Origin of the sequence: Rhodococcus sp. BUPNP1, from assembly GCF_002215235.1 — a bacterium.
Classification (GTDB): Bacteria; Actinomycetota; Actinomycetes; order Mycobacteriales; family Mycobacteriaceae; genus Rhodococcus.
This window is the reverse complement of sequence record NZ_NERM01000040.1, coordinates 1-20,271: the sequence shown is the minus strand read 5'-3', so window position 1 is coordinate 20,271 and position 20,271 is coordinate 1. Positions and strand designations below refer to the sequence as shown.

General features: G+C 73.6%; 1 protein-coding gene. It reads right to left on the bottom strand.

Annotated elements, in window-relative coordinates; all coding sequences use genetic code 11:
• Positions 1 to 14 precede the first annotated feature (14 nt).
• On the bottom strand, positions 15 to 20,207 hold the full coding sequence (locus tag B9C99_RS23780; RefSeq protein WP_253250187.1) for a non-ribosomal peptide synthase/polyketide synthase: 20,193 nt from the start codon (positions 20,205 to 20,207) through the stop codon (positions 15 to 17).
• Between the last annotated feature and the right edge of the window lie 64 nt (positions 20,208 to 20,271).

The window sequence follows — 20,271 nt, the reverse complement described above, 5'->3', positions numbered from 1 at the left end:
GTGCATGAGGTGGGTCAGTTGCGGCGGTCCCCGTTGCGGCCGGCGGCGTGCACCTCGATCCGTCCCCACCGGCGCAGCGCCGCGTCGCTCTCGGTCAGCCGCGCCGAGAGCACCGCGATGATCGTCTCCACCGCCCGGGCGCTCACCATCTCGTGGTGATCGCAGTCGAGCCGGTACTGGTGGATCTCCCCGGCGATCACGTTGTGCCAGGCCGCCACCGCCGGGACCGGGGTCTCCGAGCGGGCCGCGGTGAAGAACAATGCGTCCCCGTCGAAGGTGTCCGGTTCGTGCCGCCGCGCGGCGCGGGCGGTGTCGGTCGAGCCGGCGTGCAGCCGTTCGAGGTGGGCGGCGGTCAATCCGGTGCCGCCGCCGAACGCCTCGTCGAGCACCGCGGCGGCGTGTTCGAAGCTCGGCTCGCCGTCGTCGACAGGGAGACCGAGATCGCGCAGCATGTCGCGGGTGCCGACGGCCGGGGACGCCCCGACCACCAGGTGGCTGTCGAGCAGGGCGAGGGTGTCGACGATCTCCCCGGCGCGGCGCAGTTCGACGGCGACGGCGTGCGCGACCACCCCGCCGAGCGACCAGCCCAGCAGGTGATACGGGCCGTGCGGCTGCACCCGGCGGATCTCCCGCACGTAGTGGCGGGCCAGCGCCGTGATGGTGTCGTGCCGCGGACCACCGGACAGCGCCGGCAACTGCAGGCCGTAGACCGGCCGGTCGTCGTCGAGCCGGTGCGCGAGGGTGCTGTACGGCCAGGCCAGCCCCGCGGCGGGATGGATGCAGAACAACGCGGTGCCGGTACCGGGGCGCAGCGGCACGAGCACCCGGAACGCCTCGTCGATGCCGCTGCCCGCCTCGGACTCGCCGCTGCTCAGGTGCGCGGCGAGTTCCGCCGGGGTCGGGTGCGTGAAGATCGACGCGATCGGCACCCGTCGCCCGAGTCGTTCCCCGAGCGCCGGCAGCAACCGGGTCGCCAGCAGCGAGGTGCCCCCGAGATCGAAGAAGTCGTCGTCGACCCCGACCCGGTCGAGACCGAGATGCTCGGCGAACAGGTCGGTGACGAGCTTTTCGAGGTCGGTACCCGGTGCCCGGTAGTCGCCGGCCGGGGCGGTGAAATCCGGGGCGGGCAGCGCGGCACGGTCGAGTTTGCCGGCCGGGGTGAGCGGGATGTCGTCGAGCACGGTGATCACCGCCGGCACCATGTGCGGCGGAAGATGCTGCGCAACGAACGTTTTCACCTCGGCGGCGGTGACATCGGCGTCCGGGGCCAGGCGGAGGTAGGACACCGGCACGGCCTGCCCGGACGGCGCGGTGTGGCCGAGGGTGTGGGCGAAGACCACCTGCGGGTGCGCGGTCAGTGCCGCGTCGATCTCGCCGAGTTCGACGCGGAAGCCGCGGATCTTGACCTGGAAGTCGGTGCGGCCGACGTAGTCGAGGCGATGATCGGCGGTCCACCGCACCAGATCCCCCGTGCGGTACATCCGCTCCCCCGAGCCGGTGGGGTCGGGCACGAACCGGGCGGCGGTCAGCTCAGGCCGGTCGTGGTAGCCGCGGGCCAGACCCGGCCCGGCGACATACAGTTCCCCGGCCACCCCGACGGGCACGGGCTGGAGCCGCCCGTCGAGGACCAGGGCGCGGAAACCGCGGCTGGGGGTGCCGATGGTGACGGGTTCGCCGACGGTGAGCGGGTCACCGAGGGAGGTCATGATCGTCGCCTCGGTGGGGCCGTAGGCGTCGATCACCCGCCGCGACACCGCCCAGCGCGCCACCAGCTCCGGTGGCAGTGCCTCGCCGGCGACGAGCAGGGTGTGCAGCTCGGGGACGCTGTCCGGATCGAGCGAGGCCAGCGCGGTGGGGGTGATGAAGGCGTGGCTGACCCGCTGCGCGCGCAGCACCGCGGCGAGCTCGTCGCCGCCGTAGACGTGCGGCGGCACGACCGCCAGCGTCGCCGCGGCGCACAGCGCCATCATCTGCTCGAAGATCGACGCGTCGAAGCTCGGCGACGCCAGATGCGACACCCGGGCCGCGGCGGTGACCTGCAGCCGGTCGCGTTCCTCCCGGGCGAGGGAGGCCAGGCCGCGGTGGGTGACCGCCACGCCCTTGGGGCGGCCGGTGGAGCCGGAGGTGTAGATCAGGTAGGCCGGATGATCCGGGCGCAGCACCGTCGGCCGGTCCGCGGCGTCGATCGCTGCGACCGGCCCTTCGGTGAGGTCGATCTCGTCGAGGACGAGCCAGTCCACCTCGTCGGGCAGCGCGTCGCGGTGCGCGGCGACGGTGATGCCGATGCGCGCGGCGCTGTCGTCGAGCATGAAGGCGATGCGGTCGGCCGGATAGGTGGGGTCGACCGGCACGAACGCCGCGCCGCTGCGCACCGTCGCCCACACCGCGGTGACCGATTCGAGCGAGCGCGGGATCGCCAGGGCGATCACCTGTTCGGGTCCGGCGCCGCGGTCGAGCAGGTGCCGTGCGAGCCGATGCGCGCGGGCGTCGAGTTCGCGGTAGGTGACCTGTCGGTCGCCGTCGACGACCGCGACGGCATCCGGGGCGGCGGCAACAGCGGTGTCGAGCAGCTGCGGCCACAGCACCGCCGGTTCGGCCTCCGGTCCGGTCGCGGGCACCAGCGCGGTGTGTTCGCCGGCGGTGAGCAGGTCGAGATCACCGACGGGGCGGTGCGGGTCGGCGGCGATCGCGTGCAGCAGCCGGGCGAACCGGTCGGCGAAGCCACGCACCGTCTCGGCGTCGAACAGGTCGGTGGCGTAGACGAAGGCGGCGTCGAGACCACCCTCGGCGTTCTCCCCGACGAGCAGTTCGAGGTCGAAGTTGCACACCGTCGGGTCGAGGGCGACGCCCTGCACGCTCAGGTGCGGCAGCTCCACCGCGGGCAGCTCGGCGGTGTGGAATTCGATGGAGACCTGGAACAGCGGCGAATGCGCGGTCGAGCGGGTCGGGGCGAGCGCGTCGACGACCCGGTCGAAGGGCAGATCGGCGTGCGCGAAGGCGTCGAGGTCGCTGTCGGTGACGGCGGCGAGCAGCTCGGTGAAGGACTGCTCGGCGGATACCGCGGTGCGCAGCACGACGGTGTTGACGAACATGCCCACCAGATCGTCGAGGGCGCGGTGCCCGCGACCGGCGATCGGGGAGCCGACGGCGATGTCGTCGCTGCCGGACAGCCGGGCCAGCAGCACCGCGAACGCCGCGTGCACGGTCATGAACACGGTGCTGTGCCGGGCGGCGGCGAGTTGCTGCAGCCGGGCGAGCAGCTCGGCGTCGACGGTGAAGCGGGTGATGTCGCCGCGGAAGGACTGCTGCGGCGGCCGCGGCCGGTCGGTGGGTAGCGGCAGCACCTCCGGCAGTCCCGCGAGGCGCTGCTGCCAGTAGGCGGTCTGGTCGGCGGCGAGGGTGCCGGGGCCGTCCGGGTCGCCGAGCCGGTCGAGCTGCCACAGGGTGTAGTCGGCGTACTGCACCGGCAGCGGACCGAACGCCGGGGTCTCGCCGCGGCTGCGGGCGGCGTAGGCGATCATCAGGTCGCGGGCGAGCGGGCCGGTGGAGCCGCCGTCGGCGGCGATGTGGTGCACGACCAGCACGGCGAGATGGTCGTCGCGGCCGAAGGAGAACACCCGTGCCCGCACCGGGATGTCGACGGTGACGTCGAATCCGGCGCCGAGGAAGTCGGCGATGGCGGTGTGCACGGTGTCCTCCCCGGCGGGCACCACGTCCAGCGGCAGCGGGGCGTCGGCGGCGGCGAGGATCCGCTGGTGCGGTCCGGCCGCCGACGCCGGGTAGACGGTGCGCAGGCTCTCGTGCCGGGCCAGCACGTCGTGCAGGGCGGCGCCGAGCGCGGCCGGGGACAGATGCCCGGACAACCGGATGGCCAGGGGGATGTTGTAGGCGGCGGAGGTCGGGTCGAACTGGTTGATGAACCACAGTCGCTGCTGCGCCGGGGAGAGCGGGATGTGCTCGGGCCGCGGTGCGGCGACCGGGCCGGAGGTGGTGCCGGCGGCGGGTTCCTCGACCTCGGGGGTGGGTCGGTCGTCGAGGTGCGCGGCGAGCGCGGCGACGGTGGGGGCTTCGAACAGGGCGCGTACCGGCACGGGCCGGCCGAGCCGGTCGCCGAGGCGGGCGACGGCGCGGGTGGCGAGCAGCGAATTGCCGCCGAGGTCGAAGAAGTTGTCGTCGACGCCGAGCCGGTCGAGACCGAGGATCTCGGCGAGTTCGTCGGCGACGAGCGACTCGAGCGGGTCGGTGGGTGCCGGGCGGTCGCCGGTGCCGACGGTCAGCTCCGGTGCCGGCAGGGCGGCGCGGTCGAGTTTGCCGACCGGGGTCAGCGGGATCTCGTCGAGCACACTGATGACGGTGGGCACCATGTGCGCCGGAAGAAGCTCGGCGACATGGGCTTTCACCGAGACTGGGTCGATGTCGGCGCCGGGTGCGGGGTGCAGGTGGGCGACGAGGACCGTCTCCCCGCTCGGGGCGCGGTGCGCGACGGTCGCGGCGAACCCGACGGCCGGGTGGGCGGCGAGCACGGCGTCGATCTCGCCGAGTTCGACGCGGAAGCCGCGGATCTTGATCTGGAAGTCGCTGCGCCCGACATATTCGATGCGCAGATCCCGCCGGTCGAGGTCACCGACCCAGCGCACCAGATCTCCGGTGCGGTACATGCGTTCGCCGGGGGCACCGTAGGGGTCGGCGACGAACCGGGCGGCGGTCAGCGCGGGCCGGGCGTGATAGCCGCGGGCCACGCCCCAGCCGGCCAGATACAGCTCACCGACGGCGCCGAACGGCACCGGCCGCAGCGCGGTGTCGAGGACGACGGCGTGCACCCCGCGCAAGGGTCCGCCGAGGGTCAGCGGGTCGTCGACACCCAGGGGATCGCTGATCGCGGCCATGATGGTCGTCTCGGTGGGCCCGTAGGCGTCGACGAGACGCCGCCCGGGCGCCCAGGTGGTCTGCAGGTCGGCCGGCCACGCCTCCCCACCGACCGCGAGATCGGTGAAGGCGGTCAGATCCGCCGGATCGAGGGAGGCGAGCGCGGCGGGGGTGATGAACCCGTGGGTGACCCGCTGCTCGCGCAGCAGCGCGCCGAGTTCGGCGCCGCCGACGATGTGCGGGGGCACGACCACCAGCTCGGCGCCGGACCCGAACGCGAGGAGGTATTCGAAGATCGACGCGTCGAAGCTCGGCGACGAGACGTGCATGACCCGCGCGCCGGGACCGGCACCGAAGCGACCGCGCTGATCGCGGGCGAAGTTCTCCAGGCTGCGGTGGGTGGTGAGCACACCCTTGGGGCGGCCGGTCGAGCCGGAGGTGTAGATCAGGTAGGCCGGGTGATCGAGCCGCAGCGCGACGGTGCGGTCGGTGTCGTCGATCGTGGCGGTGCTCTCCCCCGCGGCGTCGCGGTCGAGGTCGTCGAGCAGCAGCCACGGCACCGTGTCCGGGAGCTGGTCGCGGTGCGCGGTGGTGGTCAGGCCGACGGTGGCGCCGCAGTCGTCGAGCATGAACGCGACGCGTTCGGCCGGATAGCGCGGGTCGACGGGCACGAACGCCGCGCCGGTCTTGGTGATCGCCCACATCGCGGTCACCGACTCGACGGAGCGGGCGATGCCGACGGCGACGAAGGTTTCCGGGCCGGCGCCGTGGCGCAGCAGCACCCGCGCCAGCCGGGTGGAGCGTTCGTCGAGGTCGCGGTAGGTCAGCACCCGTTCCCCGTCGCGCAGCGCCGGCTGATCCGGGTGTGCGGCGGCGGTCGCGGCCAGCAGGTGCGGCAGGGCGACGTCGCTGCCCCCGGCCGGTCCGTGCACCGGCAGCAGCGCGTCCTGCTCGGCGGTGGTGAGCGCCGGCAGCGCGGTGATCGGGGCGGCCGGGTCGCCGGTCAGGGCGTCGAGCACGGCGGTGATGCGTGTGGCGATCGCGGTGACGGCGTCGCGGTCGAAGACCTCCGGCAGGTACTTCATGCGCAGGTGCACCGCGGTGTCGGTGTGCACGACCACCGACAGCGGGTAGTGCGCGGCGTCGCGGCCGGTGATGTCGGCGACCCGCATGCCACCGAGGTCGGTGTCGCGGTCGAGGCCGGCGCGTTCGACCGGATACGACTCGAAGACGGTGAGGGTGTCGAACCGCACCGCGGCCCCGAGATGCCGGTCGAGGGTGCCCAGGTCGAGATGGTGGTGATCGAGCAGCGCGACCTGTTCGGCCTGCACCCGGTCGACGAGCCCGCCGACGGTGTCGCCGGGCCGCACGGTGATGCGCACCGGGACGGTGTTGATGAACAACCCGACCATCGCCTCGATGCCGGGGATCTGCGGCGGCCGCCCGGAGACGGTCGCGCCGAACACCACGTCGGTGCGGCCGGTGAGCGCGCCGAGCACCACACCCCAGGCGGTCTGCACCAGGGTGTTGACGGTGACGCCGCGGGCGGTGGCGGTGTCGTGCAGCCGCACCGACAGGCCGGTGTCCAGGTCCAGGTCGAGGTCCTCGGAGATCCCGGCGGTGGTGCCGGGCCGGTGCTGCGGGGCGAGCAGGGTCGGCTCGTCCACCCCCGCGAGGGCGCGGCGGTAGGCGTCGAGAGAGGCCTGCGGGTCAAGGTCGGCGAGCCAGGTGAGGTAGCTGCCGTAGTGCGGTGCCGGCGGCAGTGCCCGCTGGTCCGCGTCGGTGGCGTAGAGCATCAACAGTTCCCGGATCAGCACCGGGGTGGACCAGCCGTCGAGCAGCAGATGATGATTCGTCAACGCCAGCAGGTGCCGGCCCGGGCCGGTGTGCACGACGGTCGCGCGCAGCAGCGGCGCGGTCTCGGTGTCGAAGCGGGTGCGCCGATCGAGGGCGAGCAGCTGCGCGGCGGCGTCGTCGGGGTCGGGGTCGTCGCTGGTGTCGGCGACGGTGAACGGCACCTCCACGTGGGTGGGGATGACCTGCACGTGCCCGTCCCCGGCGGCGGGGAACGCCGCGCGCAACGCCGGATGCCGGTCGAGCAGCAGCTGCAGGGAACGGCGCATCCGACTCGCGTCGACCTCACCGCGCAGGTCGAGCACGAGCTGCACGATGTAGGCGTCGGGGCGGTCCCCGGCGAGCAGGGCGTGGAAGAGCAGACCGGTCTGCAGCGGCGCGGTCGGCCACACGGTGTCCAGGCGCCCGTAGCGCTGCTCGAGGCGTTCGATGACGTCCTGGTGCAGTCGCACCAGCGGCAGATCCGAGGGGGTCAGGCCCCCGGCGTGCGGGCTGCGGGTGTGCCGGGTCAATGCGGTGGCGGCGGTGGCGAAGTGGTGCGCGAGGGCGGTGACGTCGGCGTCGTCGAGCAGCCCGGCCGGATACGACCAGTGCACCTTGAGCACCGGACCGGTGGGGGTGTCGGCGGTGACGGCGTTGATGTCGAGCACCGCGGCGGCGGGCATGTCCGGGCTCTGCGCCCCACCGCGTGGGAAGCCGTCGATGGGCAGCCAGGGGGTGTCGGTGTCGGTGACCCCGGCGGTGGGGCGGCCGAGATAGTTGAAGCTGACCTGCGGGGCCGGCGCGTGCGCCAGGTCGGCGGCGGTGTCGGGGTCGAGATAGCGCAGCAGCCCGAAGCCGGTGCCGTGGTCGGGGACGGCAGTGAGGTGTTCCTTGACGGTCTTGACGGCGCGACCGGCGGCCGGGCCGGCGGCGAGCGCGTCGTCGAGGTCGATTCCGGTCAGGTCCAGGCGCAGCGGGTGGATGGTGGTGAACCAGCCGACGGTGCCGGACAGGTCGGCGCCGGCGGCGGCGGTGCTGTCGCGGCCGTGCCCTTCGAGGTTGAGCAGCAGCGAGGTCGGGTCGTGGCCGCGGTCGCGGCGCCACGCCGCCACCGCCAGGGCGAGCGCGGTGAGCAGCCCGTGGTCGACGGCGCCGTGGAAGGCGGTGGGCACGGCGGTGAGCAGCGCTTCGGTGACCGAGATGGGCAGTTCGGTGGCGACGGTGGTGACGGTGGCGTTGGTGTCGCGCGCCGGATCGAACATCCGGTGCCCGAGCGGCGGGTTCGGTCCGTCGAGCACTCCGCGCCAGAAGTCGAGTTCGGTGCGGCGCTCGGGGGCGGCGTCGCGCAGGGCGTGGGCCCAGCGGCGCACGCTGGTGCCGGTGTGCGGGGGCAGCAGCGCACCACTCGGGGCGCCGCCGGCCGCGGCGGCCGCCCACGCGGCAGCCAGATCGGGGACGAGGATGCGCCAGGACACCCCGTCGACGGCGAGATGGTGGATGACGATGAGCAACCGGCCGGCGCCGCTGGTGGCGTCGAACCACACCAGCTGCACCACCCGCCCGCTGTGCGGGTCGAGGCGGTCGGCGGCGGCGTCGAGTTCGGTGGCGGCCAGGGCGAAGAAGTCGTCGCTGTCGGCGGCGCTGGTGACCGGCACCCGGTGGACGACGGTGTCGACGTCGACGCTGCCCGGGGCGGGTACGTGCAGCACGTGTCCGCCGGGAGCGTCCGGCGCCGGACGCAGCTGCACGCGCAGCATGTCGTGCCGGTCGAGGACGGCGGTGACGATCGTCCGCAGCGTCGCCGCGTCCAGGCCGGTGGGCAGGCGCAGCAGCAGCGCCTGCGAGTAGCGGCCGATGCTGCCGCCGCGGTCGAGCATCCAGTGCGCGATCGGCGGTAGCGGCATGTCCCCGACCCCGCCGCCGGGCAGCTCGGCGAGGGTCTCGGCGGGGGCGGCGGTGCCGACGACCGCGGCGAGCGCGGCGGGGGTCTTGTGTTCGAACACCTCGCGCGGGGTCAGGTCCAGGCCGGCGGCCTTGGCGCGGGAGACCAGCTGGATGGACATGATCGAATCGCCGCCGAGGGCGAAGAACGAATCGTCCACCCCCACCGTCGGCAGGCCGAGGACCTGCGCGAACAGTTCCACCAGCACCGTTTCGGGGCCGCGTGTCGGGGCGCGGGAGACGGTGGTGCGGGCGGCGAAGTCGGGGGCGGGCAGCGCACGCCGGTCGAGTTTGCCGGTCGCGGTGACCGGCAGCGTGTCGAGCACCATCAGGGTGGACGGCAGCATGTACGCGGCGAGTTCCCCGGCGGCATGCTCGAGCACCACGTCGACGTCGAGATCGTGGCCGGTCTCGGGCACCACGTAGCCGACGAGACGTTCCGTGCCGGCGGCGTCGTCGGTGTGGACGACGACCACGGCGCGGCCGACACCGGGGGCGCGCAGCAGCGCCGCTTCGATCTCGCCGAGTTCGATGCGGAACCCGCGCAGCTGCACCTGGAAGTCGGCGCGGCCGAGATATTCGATCTCGCCGTCGCGGGTGCGGCGCGCCAGGTCCCCGGTGCGGTAGAGCCGGTCGCCGGGGGCGCCGTGCGGGTCGGCGACGAACCGGGTGGCGGTCAGATCCGGGCGGTGCAGATAGCCGCGGGAGAGTTGGGCGCCGGAGACGTACAGTTCGCCGATCACCCCGGTGGGCACCGGATGCAGCCGGCTGTCGAGGATGTGCAGGCGCAGCGACGGCAACGGCGACCCGATCAGGCTCGCCGCGGCGGTGGCGGCGAGGTCGCGGGTGATGGTGCGGGCGGTGACGTGCACGGTGGTCTCGGTGATGCCGTACATGTTCACCAGCGTCGGGGCGGTGTCGTCGTGGCGCCGGTACCAGCGGTCGAGCTGTCCGAAGTCGAGGGCTTCCCCACCGAAGATCACCCGGCGCAGCGCCGGCAGGTCGGTGCCGGCGGCGCGGTCGGCGTCGATGAGCTGGTAGAAGGCCGTCGGGGTCTGATTGAGCACGGTGACCCGTTCGCGGCGCAGCAGCGTCAGGAACTCCTGCGGGTTGCGGGCGGTGTGGTAGTCGACGACGACGAGCCGGCCGCCGTGGGCGAGCGCACCCCACAGTTCCCACACCGAGAAGTCGAAGGCGTAGGAGTGGAACAGTGTCCACACATCGGAGGCGTCGAAACCGAACATCTCGGTGGTGTCGGTGAGCAGGGTGACGACGGTGCGGTGCGGCACCATCACGCCCTTGGGGCGGCCGGTGGAGCCGGAGGTGTAGATGACGTACGCCGCCGCATCGGGGTGCACGCGCGGCAATCCGTCACCGCCACCGGGCATCTCGTCGAGGCGGGTGCGCACGGCCGGGTCGTGCAGGTCCACGACCGGTGGGGTGTGCGGGGGCAGGGCGGTGGCGTGGTCGGCGGAGGTGAGCAGGCACACCGGGGCCGCGTCGTCGAACATGTACGCGAGCCGGTCCGGCGGGAACGCCACGTCGATGGGCAGATAGGCGGCGCCGCTGTGCAGCACGGCGAGCAGCGCGACGATCAGGTCGGTGCCGCGCGGCAACGCGACGGCGACGAGCCGGTCCGGTCCGGCGCCGTGCTCGACGAGCAGCCGGGCCAGCCGCTGCACCCGGTCGGTGAGTTCGTCGTAGCGCAGCGTCCCGTCGGGGGCGGTGACCGCGGTCGCGGCCGGATCGAGTCCGGCGCCGCGGGCGTACAGATCGAGCAGGGTCTCCGTGGCGCGACGCAGCGGCATCGGGGTGGCGGGGCGTTCGTCGTCGGTGAGCAGATCGACGTCGCCGATGGGGCGGTGCGGGTCGGCGGTGACCGCGTCGAGCAGCCGCACCAGCCGCTGCGCGAACGAGGCGACGGTGCCGGGGTCGAACAGGTCGGTGGCGTAGGTGAACGCCGCCGGCATCCCGCCCCTCTCCCCCACCCCGGCCGGGTCGGGGTCCTGCAGGGTCAGTTGCAGGTCGAACTTGGCGACGGGCAGCTCCGGGTCGAGGGCGTCGACCTCGAGCTCGGGCAGCACCAGATGCGCCTGTTCGGTGTTGCCGTATTCGAGCACCACCTGGAACAGCGGGGACCTGTCGGTCTCGCGAGCCGGGGCGAGCACGTCGACGAGGGTTTCGAAGGGCAGCTCGGTGTGCCCGAAGGCGGCGAGGTCGATCTCGCGGGTGCGGTGCAGGTGGTCGGTGAACGACAGGGCGCCGTCGACGGGGGTGCGCAGCACCACGGTGTTGACGAACATGCCGACCAGATCGTCGAGGGCGCGGTGGCCGCGCCCGGCGACCGGGGAGCCGACGACGATGTCGGCGGTGCCGGTCAGGCGGGCCAGCAGCGCCGCGAACGCCGCGTGCACGGCCATGAACACGGTGGTGTCGTGCTCGGCGGCCAGCGCCTCGAGGCGCCGCTGCACGTCGGCGGGCACGGTGAAGCGGTGCAGGGCGCCGTGGAAGCTGCGTTGGGTGGGGCGCGGCCGGTCGGTGGGCAGCGGTAGCAGTTCGGGGGCGTCGGCGAGGGTGTCGCGCCAGAACCGCAGCTGCGCGGCGGCCAGGGAGGTCGCCTCGTCCGGGTCGCCGAGCAGCCGGCGCTGCCACAGGGCGTAGTCGGCGTACTGCACCGGCAGCGGCGCCCGATCCGGGCCCTGCCCGCCGGTGCGGGCGGTGTAGGCGAGCATCAGGTCGCGGGCCAGCGGCGCCATCGACGAGCCGTCCGCGGCGATGTGATGCACCACCACCGCCAGGACATGGGCGTGCTCGTCCAGGCGCCACAGCCGCAGCCGCACCGGCACCGCCGCGGCCACGTCGAAACCGGCCCCGACGAAGTCGGCGAGTTCGGTGGGCAACTCCTCGGCGGTGACCGGCCGGGCGGTCAGCGCGGGCAGCACCCGGTCGGTGTCGACGACGACCTGGCGGGGACCCTGCTCGTCGCCGGGATACCAGGTGCGCAGGCTCTCGTGCCGGTCGAGCACGTCGCGCACCGCCGCGGTCAGCGCCGCGACGTCGAGGCGGCCGGACAGGCGGATGGCGAGCGGGATGTTGTAGGCGGCGGAGGTGATGTCGAACTGGTTGACGAACCACATGCGTTGCTGCGCCGGCGACAGCGGCAACCGTTCGGGCCGCTCGGCAGCGACCAGCGGTACCCGCCCGTGCCCACCGTGATCGTCGAGGATCCGTGCGGCCAGTGCCCGCACCGTGGGGGCCTCGAACAGGGCGCGGACCCCGGCGTCGGTGCCGAGCGCGGCGTTGAGGCGGGCGACGACGCGGGTGGCGATCAGCGAGTTGCCGCCGAGATCGAAGAAGTTGTCGTCGACGGAGACCTGCGGGTGCCCGAGGACCTCGGCGATGATCTCGGCGACGGTGGCCTCGAGATCGGTGCTCGGGGCGCGGTAGTCGCCACCGAGCCGCGTCAGGTCCGGCACCGGCAGGGCGCGGCGGTCGAGTTTGCCGACCGGGGTCAGCGGCAGCTCGTCGAGCACCACCACCGCGGCGGGCACCATGTGGCCGGGCAGCCGCGCCGCGGCCCAGGCGCGCAGCGCCCGCGGATCGATCTGCGCGGCGGTGGTGTCGGTGGTGTCGGGCAGCACGTAGGACACGAGCACGGTGTCGCCGCTGGGTGCGGTGTGCCCGATGGTGTGCGCGAAGGCGATCGCGTCGTGGGCGGTGAGGGCGGCGTCGATCTCGCCGAGTTCGATGCGGAAGCCGCGCACCTTGACCTGGAAGTCGGAGCGGCCGAGGTATTCGACGGTGCCGTCGTGCCGCCAGCGCACCACATCGCCGGTGCGGTACATGCGTTCGCCGGGGGTGCCGTAGGGGTCGGCGACGAACCGGGCGGCGGTCAGGTCGGGGCGGCGATGGTAGCCGCGGGCCACCCCCGGCCCGGCGATGTACAGCTCGCCCGCCACCCCGACGGGGACGGGCCGCAGCCGGTCGTCGAGGACGGTCTGGTGGAAGCCGACCGCGGGGCCGCCGATGGTGACGGTGTGCCCGGGCCGCAGCTGCGGGCTCACGCTGGTCTCGATGGTGGCCTCGGACGGGCCGTAACCGTTGAACATGCGCCGTCCCGGCGCCCAGCGCGCCACCAGCTCCGGTGGGCAGGCCTCACCGGCGACGACGAGGACCTCGAGGTCGTCGAGTCCGGTGGGGTCGAGGGACGCGAGGGCGGTGGGGGTGATGAAGGCGTGGGTGACCTTCTCCTCGCGCAGCAGCCGGGCGAGTTCGTCGCCGCCGTAGACGTCCGGCGGCACGATCACCAGGGTGGCGCCGGCGCAGAACGCCTTGGTGAACTCGAAGATCGACGCGTCGAAGCTCGGCGACGCCAGGTGTGAGACGCGGGCCCGGTGGGTGATGGTGAAGTGGCTGCGCACCTCGGCGTTGAGGTTGGTCATGCCGCGGTGGGTGACCACCACGCCCTTGGGGCGGCCGGTGGAGCCGGAGGTGTAGATCAGATAGGCCGGGTGGTCGAAGTGCAGCGGAGCGGTGCGATCGGCGTCGGTGATCGACGCGTCGCTCGTCGCCGCGATCCGGGCGGCGACCGCAGCGTCGTCGAGCACCAGCCACGGCACCTCGGCGGGCAGCGCGTCGCGGTGCGCGGCGGTGGTGATGCCGAGGGCGGCGGCGCTGTCGGTGAGCATGTAGCTCACCCGCTCCGGCGGGTAGGCGGGGTCGACGGGCACGAACGCCGCGCCGGTCTTGGTGACCGCCCACACCACCGCGACCGAGTCGACCGAGCGGGTCAACGCCAGCGCGACCACCGTTTCCGGCCCGATCCGGTGCTCGTCGACGAGCAGCCGCGCCACGCGGGTGGACCAGGCGTCGAGTTCGGCGTAGGTGACCTGCCGGTCGGCGAAGCGCAGGGCGACCGCGTCGGGCAGGATCGCGGCGATCGAGGTGAGCAGTTCCGGCCACAGTTGCGGGGAGACCGGCGGCAGGCCCCGCGCCGGGGTCAGATCGGCCAGTTCCCGGTCGGTGACGATGTCGATGCTGCCCACCGCGATGTCGGGGGCAGCGGTGATCGCCTCGACGATGCGCACGAACCGGTCGGCGAACGAGGCGACGGTGGCGGGGTCGAACAGGTCGGTGGCGTAGGTGAACGACGCGCGGATGCCGGCGGGGCCGTCGGCGTCGGTGGTCTCGGCGATCGACAGCTGCAGGTCGAACAGCGCCAGCATCGGATCGAGGTCGATCACCCGCACCGACAGATCGGGCAGTTCGATCTCGGGGCGTTCGGTGTCCTGGAATTCGAGCAGCACCTGGAACAGCGGGGTGTAGGCGGTCGAGCGGGGCGGGTCGAGGACCTCGACGAGCCGCTCGAACGGCACCTCGGTGTGCCCGAAGGCGGTCAGGTCGCCGGTGCGGATGCGGTCGAGCAGCGCGGTGAACGGCTCGTCGTCGTCGACCCGGGCGCGCAGCACCACGGTGTTGACGAACATGCCGACCAGATCGTCGAGGGCGCGGTGACCGCGCCCGGCGACGGGGGTGCCGACGACGATGTCGTCGCTGCCCGACAGGCGGGCGAGCAGCACCGTCAGCGCGGCGTGCACCAGCATGAACACCGACGCGTCGTGGGCGCGGGCGATGTCGAGCAGCCGGCGGTGCGCGGCGGCGTGGAGGGTGAACGGGATGCGGGCGCCGCGCCGCGACGGTTGCACCGGGCGGGGCCGGTCCAGCGGCAGTTCGAGCAGTTCCGGGGCGCCGGCGAGGGCTGCGCGCCAGAACCGGAGCTGTTCGGCGGCCAGCGAGGTCGGGTCGGTGTCGTCGCCGAGCACCCGGTGCTGCCAGAGGGTGTAGTCGACGTACTGCACCGGCAGCGGGGTCCACTGCGGGACCTGCCCGGCGTGGCGGGCGCTGTAGGCGGCGATGACGTCGCGGGCCAGCGGCCCCATGGAGAAGCCGTCGGCGGCGATGTGGTGGGCGACGAGGACGAGCACGTGCTCGTCCTCGGTCAGGGCGAGCACCCGGATGCGGATGGGGATCTCGGTGGCCACATCGAATCCGGCCGCGAGGATCGGGGTGAGCTCGCTGTCGAGGTCGGTGCCGTCGTCGACGGTGAGCACCGCCAGATCCGGCACAACGGCGCCGGCGGGCACCACCACCTGCACGGGCCCGTCGTCGGTGAGCGGATAGCGGGTGCGCAGCGATTCGTGCCGGGCGACGACATCGCCGATGGCGTGCTGCAGCGCCGCCTGATCGAGCCGGCCGGTCAGGCGCAGGGCGACGGCGATGTTGTAGGCCGGGGAGGTGGTGTCGAACTGGTTGATGAACCACATCCGCTGCTGCGCCGGGGACAGCGGGACCGGGTCGGGGCGCGGCCCGGCCACCGGGGCGCCGCGCCCGGCGCCGGGGCGGTCGGGCTGGTCGAGGTGCGCGGCGAGATCGGCGACGACCGGATGGTCGAAGATCTCCCGGATACCTAGCTCACCGCCGGTGTCCGCGGCGAGCCGGGCGGCGGCGCGCATCGCGAGCAGGGAGGTGCCGCCGAGGTCGAGGAAGTGGTCGTCGGCGCCGACCCGGTCGACGCCGAGCAGGTCGGCGAAGACGGTGGCGACGAGCTGTTCGGTGGGGGTGCGTGGCGCCCGATAGCCACCGGCGGCGGTCGGTGCCGGCGGGGCGGGCAGCGCGTTGCGGTCGAGTTTGCCGTTGGGGCCGACCGGCAGCGCGTCGAGGACGACGAGGGCGGTGGGCACCATGTAGTCCGGCAGCTGCGCGGCCAGATCGGCGGTGACCGCGGCGGTGTCGATGCTGCGGCCCGGGGTGGGCACGAGATAGCCGGTGAGCCGGTCGTCGGCGCCGTGGTGGACGAGCACCACCGCCTGCCCGATCTCGTCGCGGGCGCGCAACACCTGCTCGATCTCGCCGAGCTCGATGCGCAGACCGCGGATCTTGACCTGGAAGTCGGTGCGCCCCAAGTACATCAGGGCACCGTCGGCGCGGCGGGTGGCCAGATCCCCGGTGCGGTACATCCGCTCCCCCGGCGCCCCGAACGGGTCGGCGACGAACCGGTCGGCGCTCAGCGCGGGGCGGTCGAGATAGCCGCGGGCGAGCTGGACGCCGGCCAGATACAGTTCGCCGGCGGCGCCGGCCGGTACCGGATGCAGCCGCGCGTCGAGCACGTAGGTGCGGGTGTTCCACACCGGCAGCCCGATCGGCACCGACCCGTGGTCGGTGTCGGTGGTGGTCCAGGCGGTGACGTCCACCGCGGCCTCGGTGGGCCCGTAAAGATTGTGCAGGGCGGTGTCCGGCAGCACCGCGCGCAGCGCGGCGGCGGTCTCGGCGGGCAGCGCCTCCCCCGACGCGAACACCTGCCGCAACGCGAGCGGCTCCCGGTCGCGGCCGTGCAGGGCGTCGACGAACACCGCGAGCATCGACGGCACGAAATGCGCCACGGTGACCCGCTCCTCGGCGAACAGTCGCAGCAGGTAACCGGGATCGCGGTGCCCGCCGGGGGCGGCGACGGCGAGGCGCGCCCCGACCTGCAGCGGCCAGAAGAACTCCCACACCGACACGTCGAAGGTGGCGGGGGTCTTCTGCACCACCGTGTCCTCGGCCGACAGCGGATAGGTGTGCTGCATCCAGCGCAACCGGTTGACGATCGCCGCGTGCGGCACCGCCACGCCCTTGGGGCGGCCGGTGGAGCCGGAGGTGAAGATCACGTAGGCGAGATGCGCGCCGGTCGGCTCCGGCCGATCCGCCGCCGTCAGGGCCGCCGGGGATTCGTCGTCGAGGTCGAGCCGGTCGATGCGCAGCACCTCCGCGCCGGTGTCCGGCAGGGCGTCGGCGACGTCGCTGGTGGTGAGCACCGCGATCGGGGCGGCGGTGTCGAGGACGTAGCGCAGCCGCTCGGCGGGATGGTCCGGATCCAGCGGCAGATAGGCGGCGCCGCTCTTGACGATCGCGTACATGCCGACGAGCAGATCCAGCGAGCGCGGCGCGGCGAGGGCGATCACCCGGTCCGGTCCGGCGCCGGCGCGCAGCAACCGCCGCGCGAGCCGGTTGGTGACCGCGTCGAATTCGGCGTAGCCGAGGGTGCGGCCGTCGACGGTGACAGCCGGGGCGTGCGGGGTCGCGGCGACCTGCGCGGCGAACAGTGCCCCGAGGGTGGTGGCGGGACCGGCGTCGGCGGCGGTGGCGTTCCACGTGTCGAGCACGCTGCGGCGTTCGTCGGCGGTGAGCAGATCCACATCGCCGACCGGCACCGCCGGATCGGCGGTGACCGTCTCGAGCAGCCGCACGAGACGCTGCCCGAGCGCGGCGGCGGTGGCGGGGTCGAACAGGTCGGTGGCGTAGGACAGCGCGCCGCGCAGCGCGTGGGTGCGGCCGTCGCTGTCGGCGACCGCGCCGAGCTGCAGGTGCAGGTCGAATTTGGTGGTGCGTGTGTCGATCTCGGTGATGTCGACGTCCAGGCCGGGCAGGGTCAGGTGCGCGCCGGTGGTGTCGGCGAAGGCGAGCATCACCTGGAACAGCGGCGAATAGGCCGCCGAGCGGGCCGGCACCACGGCGTCGACGAGCCGGTCGAACGGCAGGTCGGTGTGCGCGAAGGCCGCCAGGTCGGTGTCGCGCACCGCGGCGAGGAACTCGGCGAAGGACAGTTCGGCGGGCACCGCGGTGCGCAGCGCGATGGTGTTGACGAACATACCGACCAGGTCGTCGAGGTGGCGGTCGCTGCGCCCGGCGACGGGGGTGCCGACGACGATGTCGTCGCCGCCGGACAACCGGGCCAGCAGCACCGCGAGGGCGGCGTGCACGACCATGAATTCGGTGGCGGTGTGGGCGTGGGCGAGCTGCCGGATCCGCCCGTACAGCTCCGGGGCGATCTCGACGTCGACGCTCGCACCGCGGAAGGATTGCTGCGGCGGGCGCGGCCGGTCGGTGGGCAACGCCAGCAGATCGGGGGCGCCGGCGAGGATCTCGTGCCAGTACTCGAGCTGCCGGGCGGCGCGGGAGGCCGGGTCGTCGACGTCGCCGAGCAGATCCGCGAACCACAGGGTGTAGTCGGCGTACTGCAGCGGCAGCGGCGCCCAGTCCGGGACGGTGCCGGCGGCGCGCGCGGCGTAGGCGGTGACCAGATCCCGCGACAGCGGCGCCAGCGACGCGCCGTCGGCGGCGATGTGGTGGACCACCACGGCGAGCACGTGCTCGTCGTCGGCGACGCGGAACAGCCGCATCCGCAGCGGCGGGTCGACGGTGACATCGAAACCGGCCGCGACCACCGCGGCGACGTCCGCGTCGAGATCGTCGGTGACGGTGGGGGTCAGGTCCAGGGCGAGCGCGTCGACGGGCAGCACCTGCTGGATCGGCCCGGCCGGGGTGGCCGGGTAGACGGTGCGCAGCGCCTCGTGCCGGTCGAGCACATCGCGGGTCGCGGCGACCAGCGCCGCGTGGTCGAGGGCGCCGCGCAGCCGCAACGCGACCGGGATGTTGTAGGCGGCCGAGGACGGGTCGAGCTGGTCGACGAACCACAGGCGCTGCTGGGTGGCGGAGACCGGGATGCGGTCCGGGCGCGGCAGCACCGGCGCCGGGGCGGGCCGGTCGACGTCGTCACCGGCGGGCAGGTTCGCCGCCAGCGCCCGCACGGTGGGGGCCTCGAACAGCGACCGCACCCCCAGATCGGTGCCGAAGGCGTCGTTGATGCGGGAGATCACCCGGGTGGCGACCAGCGAGTTGCCGCCGAGTTCGAAGAAGCTGTCGTCGGCGCCGACCTCGGCGACACCGAGCTGGTCGGCGAAGATCGCGGCCAGCGCGGTCTCGGTGGGCGACATCGCCGCCGCCCCGCCGGCACCGGCGAAGACCGGCTCCGGTAGTGCCTTGCGGTCGAGTTTGCCGACGGCGGTCAGCGGGATCTCGTCGAGCACCATGATCGCGGCGGGCACCATGTGGGCGGGCAGCCGCGCCGCCAGCGCCGCGGACAGCTGCTCCGGGTCGAGGACACAGCCGGCGTCGGGCAGCACGTAGGACACGAGCATCTGTTCCCCGGAGGGCGCGGCGCGGCCGAGGGTGACGGCGAAGGCGACGTCCGGGCGGTCGCTCAGGGCGGCGTCGATCTCGCCGAGTTCGATGCGGAACCCGCGGATCTTGACCTGGAAGTCGGAGCGGCCGAGATATTCGACGGTCACCGAGCGGGCGGGACGGTGCGGGTCGCGGACCCGCCAGCGGGTGACGTCGCCGGTGCGGTACATGCGCGAGCCGGGCGGGCCGAAGGGGTCGGCGACGAAGCGGGTCGCGGTCAGGCCGGGCCGGTCGTGATAACCACGCGTGACGCCGGGACCGGCGATGTACAGCTCCCCGGCGACCCCGACCGGCACCGGATGCAGCCGCCCGTCGAGGATCAGCTCGTCGATGCCGCACACCGGGTGGCCGATGGTGACGGTCTCCCCCGGCACCAGCATGTCGGTGATGTTGCAGACGATGGTGGTCTCGGTGGGCCCGTACGCGTTGTACATCCGCCGCCCCGGTGCCCAGCGCGCCACCAGTTCCGGCGGGCACGCCTCACCTGCGACGGTGACCGCCTCGCATTCGACGCCGGTCGGGTCCACCGACGCCAGCGCCGCCGGGGTGGAGAACAGGTGGGTGACCCGTTCGCGGCGCAGCAGCGCCGCCAGTTCGTCGCCGCCGTAGATGTGGGCGGGCACCACCACGAGGGTCGCACCGATGCCGAAGGCGGTCATGTACTCGAAGATCGACGCGTCGAAGCTCGGCGAGGAGAAGTGCGACACCCGCGCCGCCGGAGGTGGGGCCAGGCGGGTGTGCAGGGTCGCCGACAGGTTCGCCAGGCCGCGGTGCGGCACCACCACGCCCTTGGGGCGGCCGGTGGAGCCGGAGGTGTAGATCAGGTAGGCGGGATGGTCGAACAGCAGCGTGCCCGGCCGGTCGTCGTCGGTGACCGGCTCCTCGCTCGCCTGCGCGATCCGCGCGTCGAGATCCGGATCGTCGAGGACGAGCCAGGGCACCGTGTCGGGCAGCTCGTCGCGGTGCGCGGCGGTGGTCAGGCCCAGGATCGCCCCGGAGTCGGTGAGCATGTACTCGATGCGCTCGGCCGGATACTTCGGGTCGACGGGCACGAAGGCGGCCCCGGACTTGGCGACCGCCCAGATCACCGCCACCGATTCGAGGGAACGGGCGATGCCGACGGCGACGAAGGTCTCCGGTCCGGCGCCGGCGCCGATGAGGACGCGGGCGAGCCGACTGGACCAGGCGTCGAGTTCGCCGTAGGTCATGCGCCGGTCCTCGCACACCACCGCCTCGGTGTCCGGCACCACCGCGGCGACCGCGCACAGGATCTCCGGCAGGGTCTGCGCGGAGCGGGCCGGGTCGCCGTGCGCCGGGACCAGCCCGGCGACCTCGTCGCTGCCGACGAACGGCAGATCCCCCGCGGGCAGGTGCGGGTCGGTGAGCACCGCGGTCAGGGCGCGGCCGAGTCGCCGGCCGGTGGTGGTGGCGGTGTGCGCGTCCACCAGGTCGGGCCGGTAGCCGGTGCGGACCTGCACGGTGGTGCCAGTGGTGTCGATCGCCACGCGCAGCACCGCCTCCGCGGGGGCGGGGGTCGGATCGTCGACGGCGAGCACCACCGGGCAGGCG